This is a genomic window from Aromatoleum sp. (assembly GCF_035254505.1).
In the GTDB taxonomy this organism is placed as follows: domain Bacteria; phylum Pseudomonadota; class Gammaproteobacteria; order Burkholderiales; family Rhodocyclaceae; genus Aromatoleum.
This window is the reverse complement of sequence record NZ_DATFAO010000017.1, coordinates 128,509-147,156: the sequence shown is the minus strand read 5'-3', so window position 1 is coordinate 147,156 and position 18,648 is coordinate 128,509. Positions and strand designations below refer to the sequence as shown.

Below are 18,648 nucleotides of genomic sequence, written 5' to 3'. Positions count from 1 at the left end.
TTCATGTCGAAGCGGGAGCATCGCATCATGAAGAAGAAACCAACGCTGTCCGTCCTGTTCGCGACACCCGAATGCGCCCCCTGGGCGAAGACCGGCGGCCTCGGCGAGGTCAGTGCCGGATTGCCGCCCGCGCTATACGAATTGGGCGTCGATATCCGCGTTCTCATCCCCGGATACCCCTCCGTGCTGGATCAAGCCAACGGACTGCACCGCATCGCAACCCTGCCACCGGAATTCGGCTTTCCCGAAGCCGCGATACTGCGCGGGCGACTGCCCACCGGCCTGCCAGCGCTGGTGCTCGACTGTCCGCCGCTCTATGCCCGCCCCGCCGGCGGCCCCTACCTGGACGAGCGGGGCCTGGACTACGCCGACAATGCGCTGCGCTTCGGTCTGCTGTCGCGCGTCGCGGCCCGCCTTGCGAGCATGGAGAGCCCGCTCGGCTGGTTCCCCGATCTGCTTCACTGCAACGACTGGACAACCGGACTCGCTCCCGCCTATCTCAAGTCGGGTCTCGAAAGGCCCGCGCCCAGCCTGATGGTGATCCACAATCTCGCCTTCCAGGGCGTGTTCCCGCTCGACATCGCCCCCGAGCTCGGCCTGCCGCCCGCCGTCGTCGAGGCCGAAGGCTTTGCGCACTGGGGACGGCTTTCCTTCCTCAGGGCCGGCCTGTATTGCACCGACCACATCGTCACCGTCAGCCCCACCTACGCGCAGGAGATCCTCGGCGAGCGCCTCGGCTGCGGCCTCGACGAGCTGCTGCGCACGCGTCGCGACCGGCTCTCGGGGATCCTGAACGGCATCGATACCGCGATCTGGGACCCGCGCGCCGACCCCTTCGTCGATCGGCACTACGACGGCGACACGCTCGAAGAAAAGCGCATCAACAAACGGGCGCTGCAGGTCGAGCTGAAGCTCGCCGAGGACGACCGCATGCTGCTGCTCGGCATGGTGAGCCGCCTCACCGACCAGAAGGGTGTGGACCTCGTCATCGACGCGCTGCCCGCACTCTTCGAGCGCCCGGTCCAGGTGGTCGTCCTCGGCACCGGCGAGGACAAGTTCGAGCGCTCGCTGCGTGACGCCGAAGGCCGCTGGCCGACGCGGATGGCGACCGTCATCGGCTTCGACGAAACCCTGGCCCACCGCATCGAAGCCGCCGCCGACGCCTTCCTGATGCCATCGCTCTTCGAACCTTGCGGCCTGAACCAGATGTACAGCCAGCGCTACGGCACGCCGCCCATCGTGCGGGCGACGGGCGGACTCGTCGACTCGGTCGGCGACTACAGCCCGGAAGGACTGCGCGACGGTGGCTCGACGGGCTTCGTCTTCGCCGACCCCACGGCGACCGCGCTGATCGAGACCGTCGACCGCGCACTGCAAGCCTGGTCCGATCCTCACGCCTGGCAGCAGCTTTGCCTCAACGGCATGGCGCGCGACTTCAGCTGGGGCGCGAGCGCGCGCGCCTACATCAAGCTCTACGAAGAACTGTGCAAACGCGACGAAATCGAGGCCGTCGCGCCCGGAGAACCGCAGGAATAGCAGAGCGCCATCACCCCTTCGCGATGCCGAAGGGCAGCACCGCCGCTTCGGCGCCGTGATCCAGTAGCTCGCGCGCAGCGATCGCCACGCGCTCCGGATCGAGCAGGTGCAGACAGGCGTGGTGCCCCTGCGGACACACGCTGCGGTAGCAATAGCGGCAGGGCACGTCCTCGTACAGCACCCGGCACGGCGTCTTCCACGGCGCGTGCTGCGGATTGGTGAGCGCATAGAGATCAACGACCGGCACCCCCAGCGCGGCCGCGAGGTGCACCGGACCCGTGTTGTTCGCGATCAGGATCGCGGCGCGCTCCAGCACCGCGGCCAGTTCGCCCAGACTCAGCTTCCCGGCCAGCGACACCGTCGGCCCGCACGCGCTGCGAACGCTCTCGACGAGCTCCGCTTCGCCGGCGTCGCCCGTCAACACCAGCTGCGGCGCGCCTTCACCCGCGAGCACCGTGAACTGGCGCAAGGCCGCCGCGAAGAGCTCGGGTGGATAGCGCCGCGAAAGTGCGCTGGCACCGGGGTGGACCACCGCATAGGGGCGCAGCGGATCCACACCCGCTTCGCGCAGCCGCGCGATCGCCGAGTGCCTGTCGCCCGCATCGACGCGGAAGGACAGGCGCTCGTCGGGCGTATGCGCGCCGACGAAGGCCACGAGGTCCAGTTGCCGCCGCACCTCGTGACGCAGGATCTCGTGCGGTTCCGGGTCGGGCACCCAGTCCGTCAGCAAGTGATAGGGGTTCTCGCGGCAATGCGCGAGCCGCAGCGGAATTCCCGCCATCCAGCACAGCATCGCGGCGGGCAGGGCGCTCTGGCTGTAGACGGTGAAGATCACCGCGGCATCGAAGCGCTCGGCCCGCAATCGCGCGACGAGCGCCTCCATCGAATCGGCGCCCGACTCGCTCCCGGGCATCCATGGGCAGCCGGCGACGATCACCTCGTCGACCTCGGGAAGGTAGGGTGCCAGTGCCGCGCCGGCCCCGCCGGCAAGCAGGGTCACGCGGACGTCCGACGCAGACTGACGCAGCGCCCGGAGCGCCGGCGTGGTCATCAGGACATCGCCGAGGTTGTCGAGGCGCACCGCGAGCACGCGTCGTGCGTCCGCCCAGCCCGCGGTCCGCACTGCCGCCTCGGCCGCCGCCGTGTCTTCACCAGTGGGCCGCGCAATGTCGAGCCGGCCGCTCAGGGCAGAGTCACCATGCGCGGCCGGCGGCGCCACTTCTGCAACAGGAAACGCGCTCAGCCCGGCCATTGCGCGGCCTCCGGCGGCGTATCGCCCTGCGTCGCCCCCAATGATTCGCTGGCGATGATGTCTGCGGTCGCCTCGGTCAGGCTCGCCGCGATGCGATCCGGCTGCCGATAGGGGCCGCTGCGCCACTCGGTTTCCGAGCCGACGTCGAGCAGGATGGCGCGGCAGCCCGCGCGACGTCCGGCCTCGATGTCGTCGAGGATGTCGCCGATGATCCACGACCGGGCCAGGTCCAGATCAAGCTCCTCGGCCGCCCGCAACAACATGCCGGGTGCGGGCTTGCGGCAGTCGCAGCGGTGGGCGAACTCAGGCACGCTGCCGTCGGGGTGATGCGGACAGTAGTAGATCCCGTCGAGCGCGACGCCGTAGGGCGACAAGGCATCCGCCATCGCGGCCCATATCCGCTCCAGGGCGGTCTCCTGGAACATGCCTCGTGCGAGGCCCGACTGGTTGGACACCAGGACAAGGCGATATCCTCGGCGTTGCAGGCTTGCCAGCGCCGGCCCGGCGTCGTCCCGCAGCCGCACCTTGTTGGGGTCGGCGTTATAGGGGACGTCATGCACGAGCGTGCCATCCTTGTCCAGGAACACGGCCGGGCTCAAGGCCATGAAGTCTCTCCCATCGGCAGCACGGAAATCTCCGCGACCACGCTGCCTGCCGGCATTGTCAGCACGTGTATGATCGCCTCGGCGACCGATTCCGGCGGTTGAAGCACATTGGCGTCGATGTCGGGAAAGCGGTCGAGCAGGAAGGGCGTGCGCATGCCCCCGGCCACGACCGCCGAGACCTTGATGCCGTGCGGTCGCAGCTCCGCGTGCAGGGCGTGCGAAAAGCCCAGCAGCGCCCACTTGCTCGCGTGATACGCGCACGCGTTCGGCCACGCCCGCTTCGCGGCCGTCGAAGTCACGTTCACGATGTGTCCGCTGCCGAGCGACTTCATCTCGCGCACCAGATGCTTGCAGAACAGGAAGGGGCCGCGCAGATTGGTCGCCATCACGTGATCCCACTGCGTGGCGTCGAAATCCTCCAGCGGCTGCGTGTAATCCACCCCAGCGTTGTTGATCAGGATGTCGATCGCGCCGAAGCGGCTATGAGCGGCCGCAAGGCAATCGAGCACCTGCGCTTCGATCCCGATATCCACCGCGCAATGCATCGTATGGTGGCCTCGCTCGATCAGCGCGCGGCTCGTCTGCTCGGCGAGGTCCGCGAGCACATCCACGAGCACGACGCGCGCACCCGACTCGCACAAGGCCTCGCACAAGGCCTTGCCGAGCCCCCGCGCGGCGCCGGTCACGAGCGCCGTCTTGTTTTCCAGTAACCTCGTCCGCACAGTCATAGACCCATCATCCTTTCACTGAAACGCAGCGCCGGTTGCGGCTGCAAATCGTCGTAGACGGCGGCGAGCGACCCGGCAACCTGCTGCCAGGTGAATTTGCCGCGCACGCGCCGCATGCCCGCCCGCCCGAAAGCCCGCGCGAGCTCAGGTGCGCGCCGCAGTCGCGCGAGCCGATCGGCGAGTTGCACGGGGTCCTTCGGAGGTACGAGATAACCGGTCTTTCCGTCGACCACCGTGTGGCGGATGCCGCCCACCGCCGACCCGATTACGGGGCAACCACAGGCCATGGCCTCGAGCGGCGTGATGCCGAAGGGCTCATACCAGGGCGTCGTGACGAACACGTCGGCGGCACAGTAGAAATCGCGAAGATGCTCGCGCTCGCGCCGTCCGGTGAAGATCACCCGGTCCTCGACGCCTTCCTCCCACGCGATGCCCTGCAGGCGCCCGATCTCGGGCGTCACGGCCGGATCGGGTTCGGCCGACTCGCCGCCGACCACCACCAGCCGCGCGGCGATGCCGTGGCGCCGCTGAAGCTCCGCGATGCCGCGGATCACGTTGTCGATGCCCTTGCGCGGCACCATGCGGCCCAGTTGCAGCACGACGAACTCGTCGGTGCCGAGCCCCAGCCGTTCGCGTGTGCGGGTGACGCTCACCCCGTCGCCGGGACGCAATTCGGCGGTATCGACGCCGCACGGCACGATCTCCACGTGCTCCGTGTCGGCGCCGTAGTAGCGGATCAGATCCTCGCGGTCCTGCGGGCACTCCGCGATGATCCGATCGGCGTTCTGCACCAGCGCTTCCTCGATCTGCAGCCGTTCGTCCGGAAAACCATCGGCGGCGCCCTGATGGCAGCGGCGCACCTTGCCCAGCGCATGGAAAGTGACCACCAATGGCAGCCCGTACTCCTCTCGCAGCCGCAGGCCCACGAGGCCGGACATGAAGAAGTTCGCGTGCACGATGTCGTAGGGCCGGCCGACCCGTGCATAGCGCTCCGACAAGCGCTCACCGAACTCCGCCATCAGCGGCAACATCGCCTCCTTGGGCACGAAGCGCGACGGACCGGCCTTCACGGGAATCACGCGTACGTTGCGTGCGAGCTCGATCGCCGCCGGCAAGGCAGGATCATCACGGCGAGTGAAAACATCGACGCTGTGCCCGGCGCGTCCGAGTTCCTTCGCGACATAAGCCACGTAAACGTTCTGGCCACCGCTATCGGTGCCCCCCTGGACAGTCAGCGGCGAGGCATGTTCGCTGATCAATGCAATGTTCATGGGAGCTCCCTATGTCGAAAGAATCGCTGGTCGCCTACAGCAATGGTGGTGCCCGGTTTGCCCCGGCCCCGCCGGCGCGATAGTCGCGGAGAGCTTCGCCGCGCCTCGTGTAACTTCCTCCTCCGCCGGGAAAAACTTACTGCGGTGCACCGGGGTGATTTCCGCGCGACCACGGCCCGGGCGCAGGGCAGGGCTCCGTCCCGCTACCGTGATCGGCGTAGTTGATTTAAAGCGCATGCGGTAGCGACTTTTTCGTTCTACAACCCCATAATTTCCTTCGGAAAGACGAGTCTCGCACCGCGCTCTTGCTTCGCATCCGGCCCCCGTTTCCCGGCCGACGCCATATCTCGTAACGCATCTCCACTTCCATACCGCCAATGTGCGGGCGCACATTGGGTTCGCTGCTTCCGCCGTCCGCTCGTCCGGCAGCCGGAGGCGCTCGGGCACAGGGATTGCCCGGCCAGAGACGCTGCCGTCGTTTTCGTCATCAGGGTGGGCAGCGCATCGACCGAATTGGAGGACTTTGAAAATGCAGTCGACAACGACAGGACCGAGCATCATCGGGGCGTCCGAACAGGGCGCTGAACAGATCGAAAAGCTTTCCGGCACCGCGCAGGAGACCGTGAATCGGCTCGCCGATGCGACCGCAGCGCGTGTCAGAGACTTGGGAGCGAAGGGCGAGCAGATGCGCCAGCAGTGGATGGACACGCAGGAGCAATGGGTCGGAAGCGCACGCGAATGCGTACGCGGCCACCCCATCGCTTCTGTGGCGATCGCTGTCGGAGTCGGCTTGTTGCTCAGTCGCCTGACTTCGCGGCAATGAGGCATTGAGGGCAGCGGGGTTTGCGGCGACGGCCAGCGGAGCGAGGAAGGCCTTGAGAAGCTACGAAAAGGAACTGCAGGCGGCTGAAGAGCGGGTTGCTGAAGACCGCCAGGCCCTCGAATCGGCAAGCACTCAATGGCTGCGTGACAAGCGCGACGCCGCGGTATCGGGCAGGGGTCTGATGGCCGCCGTGGCCACCGGTTTCACGCTCGGAGGCCTCTTCAGGAGGCAGCCGAGGAAACCAAAAGGGGCCGGCGGCGGTCTTCTTACTTTAGTGGCCGGTCTAGCCGCCGCGGCAATCAAGGCGCGGTACGGCGACCCCTGGACCGCAACATCGAACTTGCTGCTCCATCGCGGTATCGCGCGCGCTACGGCTCGGCCCCGGAAGAACGGGAATTCATACTCCGTGAAGGGATGAGAGCAGAGCACCGTGGCCAGCATAGGTAGTGCAGACGCCGTTTCGTCGCCCGCTGCCGGAACAGGTGTCCAGTCGGACGCGTCCGAGGCGGAATTCTGCCCCGTACCTGGCGAGTTCGCGACCGCAACGTCTTCGAGGTGGCCCGCTGCCGGACCGGCGAGCGCCTGGGCGGCGAAACTGCGGCATGCGGGCCGTTGGAGCCGCGCGCTGGTTTCGCTCGTGGCGATCTTTGCGCTGCTCGCGTGGGCGACCGGTTTCGAGGATTTTTTCTCGATCAACGACGGTGCCGCGCCGATCCGGGCGGGAAGCGTGCTCGCACTCGGCATCCTGGCGTTCGCGCTGCGCGCGCTGGACGAGCCCGGTTCGAAAGGGCGTCTGCGCGTGGCACTCGCGTCGTCCGCGCTGGTCGCGCTGGCCTTGGGCGGACTCGCGCTCAATGCGGGCATCGCGCACGAGGCGCGCTCGGCCTTCCCGCTCATATCCGCGCTCTTCGAACCGTCGCCGATTCTCGTCGGCGCCCCTTCGTGCTACCTGCTCCTCGGCGTCTCGATGATCCTGGCGACCCAGCAGGGACATCCGGCACGGGAGTGGTCCCAGTTCCTTGCAGCGGCCGCCGGGGGAATCGTGCTCGTCGCGCTCGTCGGGCTCATCGTGCGCCTGGTCCGCGTGGACATGGAGCTGCCGTCTCTCGGCATCCCCCTGCCGATCGCCGTCGCCTTGCTCGCCGCGAGCTTCAGCATCCTTGCGACGCGGCCCGCCTCGCGTCTGGTCAAGCTGCTGGAGTACGACTCGCCGGGCGCACTGGTGGTCCGCCGCCTCGTCCCGATGGCCGTCGGTCTGCCGCTCATGGTCGTCTTGGTGCAGGCACTCGGACTGCGGGCCGGCTGGTTCGAGAGCATCGAGAGCGAGGGCGTGCTGACGGTCTCCGCGATCGTCGCCGCCGTCGCGCTGATCCTGTGGATGTCGAGCCGGCTCGACGAGATGCATCTTTCGCGCTCGCGCGCCGAGCATCGCGCCGAGACCGAACGACAGTGGCTGGAAGTGACACTTGCCTATATCGGCGACGCGGTCGTGACGGTCAACGACGAAGCGCGCATCAGTTTCATGAATCCCGCCGCCGAGGCCCTGACCGGCGTGCGCGCGGCGTCGGCCGTCGGGGAGCCGGTCTCGAAGCTCGTCAGCCTCGTGGACGGCCCGACGGGCGCGCCGCTGGATTGCCCGCTCCAGAGCGCCTTCATCCTCTCCCATTCCGTGTCGCTCCAGGGCGAGCCGGCACTGCGCCGGCGCGACGGCACGCTGCAGGCGGTCGAAGTGACGGCAACGCCGTTCAAGGACGAGCGCCAACGCGTGACCGGCGGCGTCATGGTGCTGCGCGACGTCAGCGCGAACCGGGCGCGTGAGCACGCGGAGCGCGAAGCCTATGCGGCGCTCGACCGACGGGTCGCCGAACGCACGCGCGCGCTCGACCGCACCATGTCGGTGCTGCGCGAAAGCACGACACTGCTGGTCACGATCGCGGCCAGCACCCCCGAACTGATCGTCGCCAAGAGCCGGGATGGCCAGATCATGATGATCAATCCGTCCGCGCTGCAAGCGATGGGACTCAGCCGGGCGCAGATCGTCGGTCGCACCGAGGAAGAGATCTTCGGCGACAACGAGGAAACCCGGCGCGCCACCGAGAACGACCGGCGCGTGGTCGAAACCGGCCGCCCCGTCGTCGTCGAGGAGCGGCGTACCGTGCGGTCCGAAACGCGCACCTATCTCGTCACCAAATCGCCCTTGCGCAACGCCCACGGGGAGGTCTTCGGACTTGTCGGCGTCGCGAAGGACATCACCGAGCGCAAGCGCGCGCAGCACGATCTCGAGCAGCTGCTCGTCGCCGAACACCGCCTGCGCGGTGAGGCGGAGCGCGCGAACCGCGCCAAGGACGAGTTCCTCGCGATCGTTTCGCACGAACTGCGTTCGCCGCTCAACGCACTGAAGGGCTGGAGTCAGGTCCTCATCGGCGCGCGCGCCCCCGACCCCTCGCTGGTGGCCCGCGCCGCCGACGCGATCAAACGCAACATCGATCACCAGACCCGCCTGATCGACGACCTGCTCGACACTTCGCGCATCATCAGCGGCAAACTGGAGCTTCATCTGCACCGCGTCAATCTCGTGGAGGTGGTGAACGCGGCGCTCGAACTTTCACGCGATCCCGCCAGGGCCAAGAACCTCAAACTGAGCTTCACCTGCGAGAGCGGGGAGGTCTACGTCGACGGAGACTTCGACCGGCTGCAGCAGGTGTTGAGCAACCTGCTGTCGAACGCCATCAAGTTCACGCCGGAAGGCGGAGAGATCCTCGTCCGGCTGCGCATGACGGCCAAATGCGTGGAGTTGTCGGTGACCGACACCGGCATCGGCATCGAAGCCGACTTCCTGCCCCACGTCTTCGACCGCTTCAGCCAGGCCGACACCTCGATGACGCGCCGCTACCTGGGGCTGGGCATCGGTCTCGCGCTCGTGCGCAACCTCGTCGAACTGCACGACGGCACCGTCCAGGCAACCAGTGCGGGAGAAGGGAAGGGCTCCATCTTCACGGTGATCCTTCCCCGCGCCCGGGACCAAGGCGGCGCAAGCGTCGCGAAACGGGAAGTGCGCAAGCCGTCGCGGCGCACCCTGACCGGCGTCACGGCCTTCCTCGTCGATGACGACCCGGACGCGCGGGAGGTGATGCGGCTGATCCTCGGCCGCGCGGGCGCGCGGGTTCTGGACTTCGAGTCGGGCGAAGCACTGTTCGCGCAATGGGAACTCAGCGGCCCGCTGCCCACGCCGACGGTGCTCCTGCTCGACATCGCCATGCCCGGCGACAGCGGCTTCGAGGTGCTCGGGAGAATCCGCTCGATGGGGGGCACCGACATCCCCGCTATCGCAGTGACCGCCCTCACGCATCTCGACGACGAGCAGTTCTCCAGTGCCGGCTTCAAGGGCAAGGTCGGCAAACCGGTGGACGAGGAGTCCCTCGTAAACGCCATCACCGGCGTGCTCAGCGGAAGTGGCGGGGAGGTCGACCCGCTCCCGGTCCGCGACGGCGAATATCGGGAAGCGTAAGGGCGGAACTACACGCCTCTGTAATTCTTACCGTTCTTCCCCCGCGCCTGGCCCCTCGACGCCTCGGATCCTCCCACGGCACACCGATTGCTGAGTGTCTTCTGACCTTTCCTTCCTTGAAGTCCGAAATGGAGGATTCACGAAGATGAGAAGGCAAGAAGGCGGATCCGCCGGCGAGCACGACTTCGGTCCCGAGCTCTTCGGCATAGGCGGCGGTAGCGAACAGGCGCGATACGGCGCCGCGGGCGACGAACAGTTCTACGACCAGAGCAACACGTTGCGGCGCGGCTTCGGCCATCCCGAACCGCCACGCGGCAGGCTGGAATCGGAACAGGCCGAATTCGGGAGCGCTTATCCCTCGGCCGGCCGCGACCGTTACTCGACCAGCGGTCCCATGCGGGAATGGCGCGACGTCGCCCGCGACCGACAGGGTCCGCGCGGCTACACACGCTCCGACGAACGTATCCACGAGTTCATTTGCGAACGTCTCGCGCAGCTTCACCATCTCGATGTCAGCGACGTCAGCGTCACGGTCTCGAACGGTATCGTCACGCTGGAAGGCACCGTGCCTGACCGCGGCATGAAGCACCGTATCGAGGATACGGCCGACAGCTGCTGGGGCGTGCAGAACGTCGAAAACCGCATCCGCGTCCGGCGCCCGGACGCACAAGCGGATGCCGAGGGGACCAGCACCCCTCTTGCACACGAATCCCGTGGCGCATCCGGCACGCGCCAGGAGGCGTGGGAATCCGATCTGGGGCCCGGACGGGCATCCGAGGTCGATCCTCGCGCCATCCCGACGCAGCCGGCGACCAGACGGAACGAGTAGCGTCACGGCAGCGCCTCATGCGCTCGTTCCAGTCGCAACTTTCAATGCAGGAGGAATGAAAAATGGCAAGCATCCATGCCCCAGGCACCACCCCGTCGAAGCAGACTCCGATCGTCGGAGCTACGCGCGACATACCTGAAGGTCCGGGTCCCGACGTCATGGCCGCAAGCACGCTCGACGGCGACAACGTCGTCAACCGCTTCGACCAGGATCTCGGCAAGATCAAGGACATCATGCTCGACGTACGCAGCGGCCGCGTAGCCTATGCGGTGCTGTCGTCAGGCGGCTTCCTCGGAATGGGCGACAAGCTGTTCGCAATTCCGTGGTCGGCACTGACGCTCGACGTGGGACGCAAGTGCTTCGTCCTGGACGTCGACGCTGAGCGCCTGAAGGCCGCTCCGGGCTTCGACAAGGATCATTGGCCCTCGATGGCCGATCCGACGTGGGCGCGCGAAGTCCACGCCTACTACGGGCAACGCGCCTACTGGGAAGTGAACGACCTGTAAGGGTCCCACGATCCAGTGCCCGTGCAACCGGGGCCGGTCCGCCGGCCCCGGTTGCGTTCAGGCCGTCCGAATTCCCCAGACCCCAGTCCGCCCACGGCCGCCATGCCGGACTCCGCCGGTTCCACCTCGACGGCCGGTTTCGTCTTTCATCTGCTCGCGTCGGCGCTGATGCGCTACCGGCAGAGAACCCTTGTCGCCCTGTTGCTCGTCATCCTCGCGAAGCTCGCTGCGGTCGGCGTGCCCTTCGCGCTGAAGGCCATCATCGACCGTCTGGCGACCGCCCCGGCCTCGGTGGTGATGCCCGTGTTCATGGTGCTCGGCTACGCGGTCCTGCGCTTCCTCAGCACCTTCTTCAGCGAGATCCGCGACGTGATCTTCGCGCGCGTCACGCAGAGCACGGTGTCCGGCTTCCTGCTGCAAGTCTTCTCCCACCTCCATCGACTGAGCGCGCGCTTTCACGCCAAACGCAGGATGGGGGGCGTCACCCGCGACGTCGAGCGCGGCACGGCCGGCATCGGCTTCCTGCTCGGCGTTGGGCTCTTCACGATCCTGCCGACCATCGTCGAAATCGGCGCCGTGATCGTGATCATGACCTTGAACTACAGCGACTGGTTCACGGCGATCATCGTCGGCACCTTCATCATCTATACGACCTTCACCGTCGTCTTCACCGAGCGGCGCGCGATCTACCAGCGCGCGCTCAACGAACTCGACTCGAGCGCCAACGGCCGGCTCGTCGACAGCCTGCTCAATCACGAGACGGTGAAGTACTACACGAACGAGGCCTTCGAACAGCGGCGCTTCCGCACCATCCTCGACCAGTGGCTGGAAGTCGGCGTGAAGAACCAGATGGCGCTGTCGACGCTGCATATCGGCCAGAGCAGCATCATCGCCGTCGGCGTCGCGAGCGTGATGCTGCTGGCGACGCGCAGCGTCGTCGAGGGCGTAATGTCGGTCGGCGACCTGGTGCTCGTGAACGCCTACATCATCCAGGTCTGCCTGCCGCTCAATTCGCTCGGCTTCGTCTTCCGCCAGGCGCGCGACGCCGTCGTCAACGCCGAGAAGATGCTGCGGCTGCTCGATCAGAAGCCCGAGATCCAGGACTGGCCCTCGGCGCCGGAACTCGGCGTGAAGCACGGCGAAGTGCGCTTCGAGCACGTGGACTTCGCCTACGATTCGAGCCGCCAGATCCTGTGGGATGTGAGCTTCTCGATTGCCCCCGGCGGCACGGTCGCGGTGGTGGGCGGGAGCGGCTCGGGGAAATCGACGCTCGCGCGGCTGCTGTTCCGCTTCTACGAGGTCGGCGGCGGGCGGATCACGATAGATGGCATCGACATCCGCAGCATCTCGCAACGAAGCCTGCGCGCGGCGCTCGGCATCGTGCCGCAGGACACCATCCTCTTCAACGAGACGATCGCCTACAACATCGGCTACAGCCGTCCGGGCGCGAGCCTCTCCGACATCATCGAGGCCGCGAAGGCGGCGCATGTGCACGAGTTCATCGCCAGCCTGCCGGACCAGTACGACACCGAGGTCGGCGAGCGGGGCGTGATGCTGTCCGGCGGCGAGAAGCAGCGCATCGCGATCGCGCGCGCGATCCTGAAGAACCCGCCGATCATGGTCTTCGACGAAGCCACGTCGGCGCTCGACACGCGTTCCGAACGCGCGATCCAGGAAGAGCTCGACCGCCTCGCGGCTGAACGCACGACGCTGATCATCGCGCACCGCCTGTCGACCGTCGTCGATGCGGACGAGATCCTCGTGCTCGAACACGGCCACATCGTCGAGCGCGGCACGCACGACCTCCTGCTGAGCCAGAACGGGCTCTACGCCCAGCTCTGGCGCCTGCAACGGCAGCAGCAGGAGGTCGAACGCGCCGAGCAGGGGATGGCCAGCGTTCTCGGCCACGGCACAGCACGGCAAACGAAGGGGGAGCTAGGCGCGCCGGCACCCGGGCTTCCCCCTGCGCCCCCCACCGACCAACCGCTCGGGAGTTGAAAGCCATGAACGAACCGCATCGCACGCCAGTCGGCAGCCACTACGTGACCCAGGCGCTGGCGCGACAAGCCGTCGGCCTCGTTTCGCCGATGATCGAAGCGCTCATGCACGATCGCAGCATCGTCGGCAGCGGCTTTCTCTACCTGGTAGTCATGAACCCCGGGATGCCCGCGGGCAGCGTGCCCTTCGACGAGGCCGTGCTGTACGAGCATGCCTTCGGCGACCGCGACGCCTGGGACGCGGATTACGCCGCCTTCGCGCGTGCCAAGGCACTGCTGAGCTGGAGAAGCGGGCGCGATGGCCACGAGATGCAACAGCTGTATCCGCAGCTGCTGCGGCCGCACGACACGGTGCTTACCGGCGGCGTCTGCATCGACGGCATCGTGGTCGGGGCGAGCGGGGCGTTTCCCGTGTACGACGAAATGTTCGCCGGCACCGTGGCGGTGTGTCTGCGCGCGCTTGCGCGCCAGGCGCGTCTCGCCGAAGCCGCGGGCGTCTCGCTCGACGTTCCCCGCGAATGAATTCACAACGGAAGACGATCATGAACACGACGCCGACAAAGGGCGACCCGCCTGCCGAACCGCCGCGCAAGGGACCGGATGATCCCCATCCGCAGCCCCCGAAAAAGCCCCCCCGCGAGCCTCCGCCGGGAGGCAAGCCGAAGCAGGCCGTCAGCCGCTCATGACTGCCATTGGCTGAACTGTTTTCGCGCGAGGGGCGCCACCGCGGGCCCTTCGATGACTTCGCCGGTGACGTCGAAGCGGCTGCCGTGGCAAGGACAATCCCAGGTCTTCTCGGCCGCGTTCCAGTGCACCATGCACTTCATGTGCGTGCACACCGGCGAGATCGCCGACAGGTTGCCCGCCGCGTCGCGATACGCGGCCACCTTCTCGCCGCCAACTTCCACCACCGCGCCTTCGCCCGGCCGGATCGTCGCCGGCCGCGCCGCAGGGCGCCCGCCGTAGTCCTGGATCAAGGCCTTCGCGACACCGAGGCCTTCCTCCAGCACGCCGAGGGCGGCCCTGACCGGTTCGATGCGCCCGGCGCGGTAGATCTCCGCCCACGGACTGGGGCGCCCGACGATCTGGTCGGCGATGATCGCCGCGGCGAGCGTGCCGTAGGTCAGCCCATCCGGACCGAAGCCGGTCGCGACGAACAGGTCGGATGCATGGCTGCGGCCGATGTAGGGCAGGGAGTCGGCGGCGTGATAATTCTGCGCCGACCAACGATAGCGGACCTCCGCAACATCGAAATGGCGCCGCACGAACTCCTCCAGGCGCAGATACGCCTCGACGCTGTCGTGCTGCCCGACCCGGTGCTCTTCGCCCACGACGATCAGGTATTCCTGACCGGCCGCGCGCAGGCTGCGAACCGAATGGAAATAATCCCCCAGGCCCCAGAAGATTCCCTGCGGATACGCCCCCTGGTTCAGCCTCGCGGCGATCCCGTATTCGCGGTTCGCCAGCATTTCGGCCTGAATCCAGAAGCGCCCCTTCGGCGAATGCGTCGCGAGCACGATGTCGCGCGCGCTGACCACCCCGCGCATCGTGTGCACCGTGTGCGCCTGCTCGTTGATGTCGATTACGGCCGAACGTTCGTAGATCCGGCAACGGTCAGAGGCGATCCTCTGCGCGAGCGCCTGCAGGTAAGCGAGCGGATGGAACTGCGCCTGATTCTCGATGATCAGCGCCCGCCGGCTCTCGACGGCGATGGGCGCGGCGTCCGCGAGGCGCGCGGGCAGACGGACATGGTGCGCGGCGAGGTATTCCCGTTCGACCGTCTCGATCGCCGCCGCCGTCGTCGCGTAAAGGTGAAAATCGCGGCGTGCAAACCCGACCTCGGCGGAGAGAACGCCGGCCGTGCGCTCGATCAGGTCGACCGCCTGGCTGCGGGACTCGGCCACCGCCCGCATCACCTCGCGATCCCATTTTTCGCCGATCGTGAACAGTCGCTCGCTGACCACAGCATAGAGATTGCCCGTCGAGTTGCCCGTGCTGCCCAGCCCGATCGCACCCGCTTCGAGGACCACGACGGACTTGCCTTCTTCGGCCAGCAGCATCGCCAGCGTGAGCCCCGTGATGCCGCCGCCGACGATTGCCACATCGACCGTCGCCCGGCCTTCCAGCGGCGGAAACGTCGTGTTCTCCGCCGTTCCGCGCCAGATGGAAATGGTGTCCATGCTCCCTCCGATAGGCAGATCTACATCCCGCGAGCAGTTCTTACCCGTTTCGCGCCGGCACTTCGCCACCGGCGAATATCGTCGGCAGGCGAGCAATCGGGGTGCCGGAGCGAGCGCCGCACTTGCGCTCGTCCAGACGCGCAGGTCTCCCGGTTGCATCGTTTTCCGCGTGCCGGGCATCAGCGCGGCACAGGGAACAAGGAGCAAGACCATGCTTAGACGCGCAGCACTCATCTTTGGCGCCGTCTTCATCGTCGCCGGACTTCTCGGCTTCGTCGAAGCGGTCGCGCCTCACCAGGAGCCAGGAGGCGAAGCCCTCCTGTTCGGAATCTTCGCGGTGAACCCGATTCACAACGTCGTTCACTTGTTATCGGGGATCGTCGCCATAATCGTCGGACTTCGCAGCGACGCGGCGAGCGCGACCTACTTCCGCATCTTCGGCGTGATCTACGGGGTAGTCACGCTCGCCGGCATCTTCGTCGGACACGGCCAACTGCTGGGCATGGCCCACAACCCGGCCGACATTGTCCTGCACGCACTCGTTGCCGGCGCAGCGCTGTACCTCAGTTTCGGACGGGCTCCGACCCATCCGCGGCACACGGCGCATCACGCTTGATAGGCGCGCCTCCCCCAACGGCAAGCCCTCCAACAGAAAGCTCGCGGCCGATCCCTCTCGAGTCGACAACCAGAGGCGGTCGCGGCACGTCCCATCATCGCAGCCAAATCACTTTCGCCCGCTCCTCAGTTCGCCAGACGTGCTAAGGTTTCCATGAGCATTCGCATACCTGGAGGGCATGAGCGTGACGCTGACTCATTCAAGTGCCGCTCCGACAGACCTCCGTCGCTACGCCCTCATTTCGATTGCCGCAGCTGTCGCCACCATTCTGCTCAAAGGCATCGCCTGGGCACTGACCGGGTCTGTCGGCCTGTTATCCGACGCCATCGAATCCTTCGTCAATCTCGCGGGCGCCTTGATGGCGCTGTGGATGCTTTCGATCGCCGCCCAGCCTGCCGACGCAGGCCACCCCTACGGGCACGACAAGGCCGAATATTTCTCGAGCGCGTTCGAAGGATTCCTGATCGTCGTGGCCGCCGCAAGCATCGGCTACACCGCAATCGACAGGCTGCTCCACCCACGGCAGCTCGAGGCCCTCGGCGCCGGCCTGCTCGCGTCGATCGTCGCATCCGCAGTGAACTTCGGCGTCGCCCGCGTTCTGCTGCGCGCCGGGATTGCGCACCGCTCGATCACCCTGGAGGCCGACGCGCGTCACCTGATGACCGATGTGTGGACCTCGGTGGGCGTCATAGGCGGCGTGGCGGTAGTCTGGCTGACCGGCCTGACCTGGCTCGACCCGGTCATCGCTCTGGTGGTGGCGGCCAACATCATCCGTACGGGATGGCAACTGGTAGCGCGTTCCGCCTCCGGCTTGATGGATGCGGGCCTCCCCCCGCCCGAACTTCGCCACCTGGAAACCACCCTGGCCTCGTTCCACTGCGAGGGCATTCGCTTTCATGCCCTGCGCACGCGCCAGGCCGGTCGCCGGATCTTCGTCAGCGTGCACGTGCTGGTTCCAGGGGCCTGGTCGGTCAAGAAAGCGCACGACTGCTCGGAGCGCATCGAGGCTGCGCTGCGCGCGCAGATGCCCACCGCTCACATATCGACCCACCTCGAACCCATCGAGGACCCCGTGTCGATGGCCGACGAGCCCCTGGATCGGCCTGACTAGCATCGCCGGCCGAAACCGTACGGAACCGTACATCAACAATGGCAATCAAGTCAGGGCAGCACGAACGAACTGCGCTCGCTTACATGTGCCGCGTGCGCCGGCTCGCCGTCGAGCGCCTCGATGTCGAATTGCAGGGGCTGGACGCCGGTCTTGCCGGACTCGGGCAATGCCGCGACCGTCACCGGCAGGGGCAGCACGCTGCCGGCGGCGACGTGGATCACGTCGATCCCGACGACGCGCGCCTGGGCCGGACCGGAAACCCGGATCTGGAACGTCCGCGGCTTCTCGAGCATGTTCACAACTTTCAGCATGTAGGTGTTCTCGACGCTGCCGTCCGGCTTCTCGCGCATCAGCGCGTTGCGGTCGCGCAGCACATCGACCTGCAGCGGCACCCGATTGGCGAGCATCCACGCACCGAGCACCGTGAAGACCGCCAGCACGCCCATGTACACCAGCGAACGCGGGCGACGCAGGCTCGCAAGCATCGGCGAGCGGGGCAGGGCGGCTTTCGGCGCAGCGAGCTCGCGCTCCGACGCGAAGCGGATCAAGCCGACCGGCGCGCCGACGCGCGTCATCACGTCATCGCAGGCATCGATGCACAAGCCGCAGTTGATGCACTGATATTGCAAGCCGTCGCGGATGTCGATGCCGGTCGGGCACACCTGCACGCACAGGCTGCAGTCGACGCAATCGCCGCGCGCCGCAGCGCTCGCCGCGCCGGGCGTTGCGACCTTTGCCGTCGCCTGCACCGTCGCCCCCGCACGCCCCTTGCGCGGCTCGCCGCGTCGCGCGTCGTAGCTCACGGTCATGGTATCGCCGTCGAACATCACGCCCTGGAAGCGCGAGTACGGGCACATGTGCATGCACACCATCTCGCGTGCAAACCCCGCCTGCAGATACGCGAAGATGGCATAGAAGAACACCCAGAAGCCTTCCCACGGCCCCAGTTCACCCCGCCCCAGGTTGAACAGCAGCTCGCGGATCGGCGTGAAGTAGCCGACGAAGGTAATGCCGGTCCAGAGCGCAATCGCGAGCCAGATCCCATGCTTCGCGCCCTTGCGGGCGAACTTGGCAAGGCTCGGCGGTGCCTGGTCGAGCTTCATCCGCGCGAGGTGATCGCCTTCGACCTTGTTCTCGACCCAGCGGAAGATCGCCGTATACACCGTCTGCGGACAGGCGAAGCCACAGAACACGCGTCCGGCGACGGCGGTGACGAGGAAGAGCCCGGTCGCCGCGAGCACCAGCAGCAAGGCGAGCAGCAGCGCATCCTGCGGCCACAGCACGAGTCCGAAGAGGTAGAACTTGCGCTCGGTGATATGGAAGAGCAGGGCCTGTCGCCCGTCCCAGTCGAACCAGCAGGCGCCGTAGAAAATGATCTGGGTGATCCAGACCATCGCCCAGCGCAGGCCGTTGTAGCGCCCGGCGACGGTGCGCGGATGGATCTTGCCCGTCTTGCGGTAGAACTCGACGCGGGCACCGGCTGCCCGCGATGATGGCGTTTGCATGATCACGTCCCCACTGCAACCCGCTGCGCGCGTGGAATACGGGGTCGGGGCAGTAGCCGGAAGTACACCATCGGGGCGAGAAGCGTAACAGTCCCAGTTATTGCGATTTTCGAACGTAACAGTTTGCTCATCGCGTCCCGCTCCGACCGTGCCTGACCTATGCGGGCGCTATAATCGGACG

16 protein-coding genes are annotated in these 18,648 nt (G+C 66.9%); 10 read left to right on the top strand and 6 right to left on the bottom strand.

The window, feature by feature from the left end:
* Window positions 1–27 precede the first annotated feature (27 nt).
* Window positions 28–1,536 carry a glycogen synthase GlgA gene (gene glgA / locus VJ673_RS03115; RefSeq protein ID WP_324124564.1) on the top strand — a complete coding sequence of 503 codons (1,509 nt, stop codon included), beginning with the start codon at window positions 28–30 and terminating at the stop codon, window positions 1,534–1,536.
* A 10-nt stretch (window positions 1,537–1,546) separates the two neighbouring features.
* Here the strand turns inward: glgA and VJ673_RS03110 are convergent, their stop codons facing one another.
* The 4 genes from VJ673_RS03110 to VJ673_RS03095 are packed head-to-tail and all read right to left on the bottom strand — an operon-like array spanning window position 1,547 to window position 5,392.
* Window positions 1,547–2,755: a glycosyltransferase family 9 protein gene (locus VJ673_RS03110; protein WP_324124563.1), complete on the bottom strand. Its 1,209-nt coding sequence runs from the start codon at window positions 2,753–2,755 to the stop codon at window positions 1,547–1,549.
* A 20-nt stretch (window positions 2,756–2,775) separates the two neighbouring features.
* Window positions 2,776–3,393 (bottom strand): D-glycero-alpha-D-manno-heptose-1,7-bisphosphate 7-phosphatase, encoded by a 618-nt coding sequence (locus tag VJ673_RS03105; protein ID WP_324124562.1) that lies wholly within the window; start codon window positions 3,391–3,393, stop codon window positions 2,776–2,778.
* The gene (locus VJ673_RS03100; RefSeq protein WP_324124561.1) at window positions 3,384–4,121 is read right to left on the bottom strand and encodes an SDR family oxidoreductase; all 738 of its coding nucleotides are present in this window, start codon (window positions 4,119–4,121) and stop codon (window positions 3,384–3,386) included. The genes VJ673_RS03105 and VJ673_RS03100 overlap by 10 nt, the downstream gene beginning before the upstream one ends.
* Window positions 4,118–5,392, bottom strand: coding sequence for a glycosyltransferase family 4 protein (locus tag VJ673_RS03095; RefSeq protein WP_324124560.1), 1,275 nt, complete (start codon window positions 5,390–5,392; stop codon window positions 4,118–4,120). The genes VJ673_RS03100 and VJ673_RS03095 overlap by 4 nt, the downstream gene beginning before the upstream one ends.
* A gap of 529 nt (window positions 5,393–5,921) precedes the next feature.
* Between VJ673_RS03095 and VJ673_RS03090 the strand changes: the two genes are divergently transcribed.
* From VJ673_RS03090 to VJ673_RS03060, 7 genes are all read left to right on the top strand, one after another.
* A complete protein-coding gene (locus VJ673_RS03090) occupies window positions 5,922–6,215 on the top strand; it encodes an ElaB/YgaM/YqjD family protein (protein ID WP_324124559.1) in 294 nt (97 codons plus the stop codon).
* Between the two features lie 52 nt (window positions 6,216–6,267).
* Window positions 6,268–6,633, top strand: a complete 366-nt coding sequence (locus VJ673_RS03085) for a hypothetical protein (RefSeq protein ID WP_324124558.1) — start codon at window positions 6,268–6,270, stop codon at window positions 6,631–6,633.
* A gap of 12 nt (window positions 6,634–6,645) precedes the next feature.
* Window positions 6,646–9,723 (top strand): PAS domain-containing protein, encoded by a 3,078-nt coding sequence (locus tag VJ673_RS03080; protein ID WP_324124557.1) that lies wholly within the window; start codon window positions 6,646–6,648, stop codon window positions 9,721–9,723.
* Window positions 9,724–9,868: 145 nt separating this feature from the next.
* Entirely contained in the window at window positions 9,869–10,552 is a 684-nt protein-coding gene (locus tag VJ673_RS03075; RefSeq protein WP_324124556.1) for a BON domain-containing protein, read from the top strand.
* 62 nt (window positions 10,553–10,614) lie between these two features.
* Window positions 10,615–11,058, top strand: coding sequence for a PRC-barrel domain-containing protein (locus tag VJ673_RS03070; RefSeq protein ID WP_324124555.1), 444 nt, complete (start codon window positions 10,615–10,617; stop codon window positions 11,056–11,058).
* A gap of 102 nt (window positions 11,059–11,160) precedes the next feature.
* Window positions 11,161–13,056 carry an ABCB family ABC transporter ATP-binding protein/permease gene (locus VJ673_RS03065; RefSeq protein ID WP_324124554.1) on the top strand — a complete coding sequence of 632 codons (1,896 nt, stop codon included), beginning with the start codon at window positions 11,161–11,163 and terminating at the stop codon, window positions 13,054–13,056.
* A gap of 5 nt (window positions 13,057–13,061) precedes the next feature.
* On the top strand, window positions 13,062–13,577 hold the full coding sequence (locus VJ673_RS03060) for a hypothetical protein (protein ID WP_324124553.1): 516 nt from the start codon (window positions 13,062–13,064) through the stop codon (window positions 13,575–13,577).
* 158 nt (window positions 13,578–13,735) lie between these two features.
* Here the strand turns inward: VJ673_RS03060 and VJ673_RS03055 are convergent, their stop codons facing one another.
* Window positions 13,736–15,235, bottom strand: coding sequence for an FAD-dependent oxidoreductase (locus VJ673_RS03055; protein ID WP_324124552.1), 1,500 nt, complete (start codon window positions 15,233–15,235; stop codon window positions 13,736–13,738).
* Between the two features lie 211 nt (window positions 15,236–15,446).
* On the opposite strand from VJ673_RS03055, the gene VJ673_RS03050 reads away from it, so the two are divergent.
* Both VJ673_RS03050 and VJ673_RS03045 read left to right on the top strand, forming a co-directional pair.
* Window positions 15,447–15,851 carry a DUF4383 domain-containing protein gene (locus VJ673_RS03050; RefSeq protein WP_324124551.1) on the top strand — a complete coding sequence of 135 codons (405 nt, stop codon included), beginning with the start codon at window positions 15,447–15,449 and terminating at the stop codon, window positions 15,849–15,851.
* A 178-nt stretch (window positions 15,852–16,029) separates the two neighbouring features.
* Window positions 16,030–16,962 carry a cation diffusion facilitator family transporter gene (locus VJ673_RS03045; RefSeq protein WP_324124550.1) on the top strand — a complete coding sequence of 311 codons (933 nt, stop codon included), beginning with the start codon at window positions 16,030–16,032 and terminating at the stop codon, window positions 16,960–16,962.
* Between the two features lie 50 nt (window positions 16,963–17,012).
* On the opposite strand, the gene ccoG is transcribed toward VJ673_RS03045, so the two are convergent.
* Window positions 17,013–18,467 carry a cytochrome c oxidase accessory protein CcoG gene (gene ccoG / locus VJ673_RS03040; protein WP_324124549.1) on the bottom strand — a complete coding sequence of 485 codons (1,455 nt, stop codon included), beginning with the start codon at window positions 18,465–18,467 and terminating at the stop codon, window positions 17,013–17,015.
* Between the last annotated feature and the right edge of the window lie 181 nt (window positions 18,468–18,648).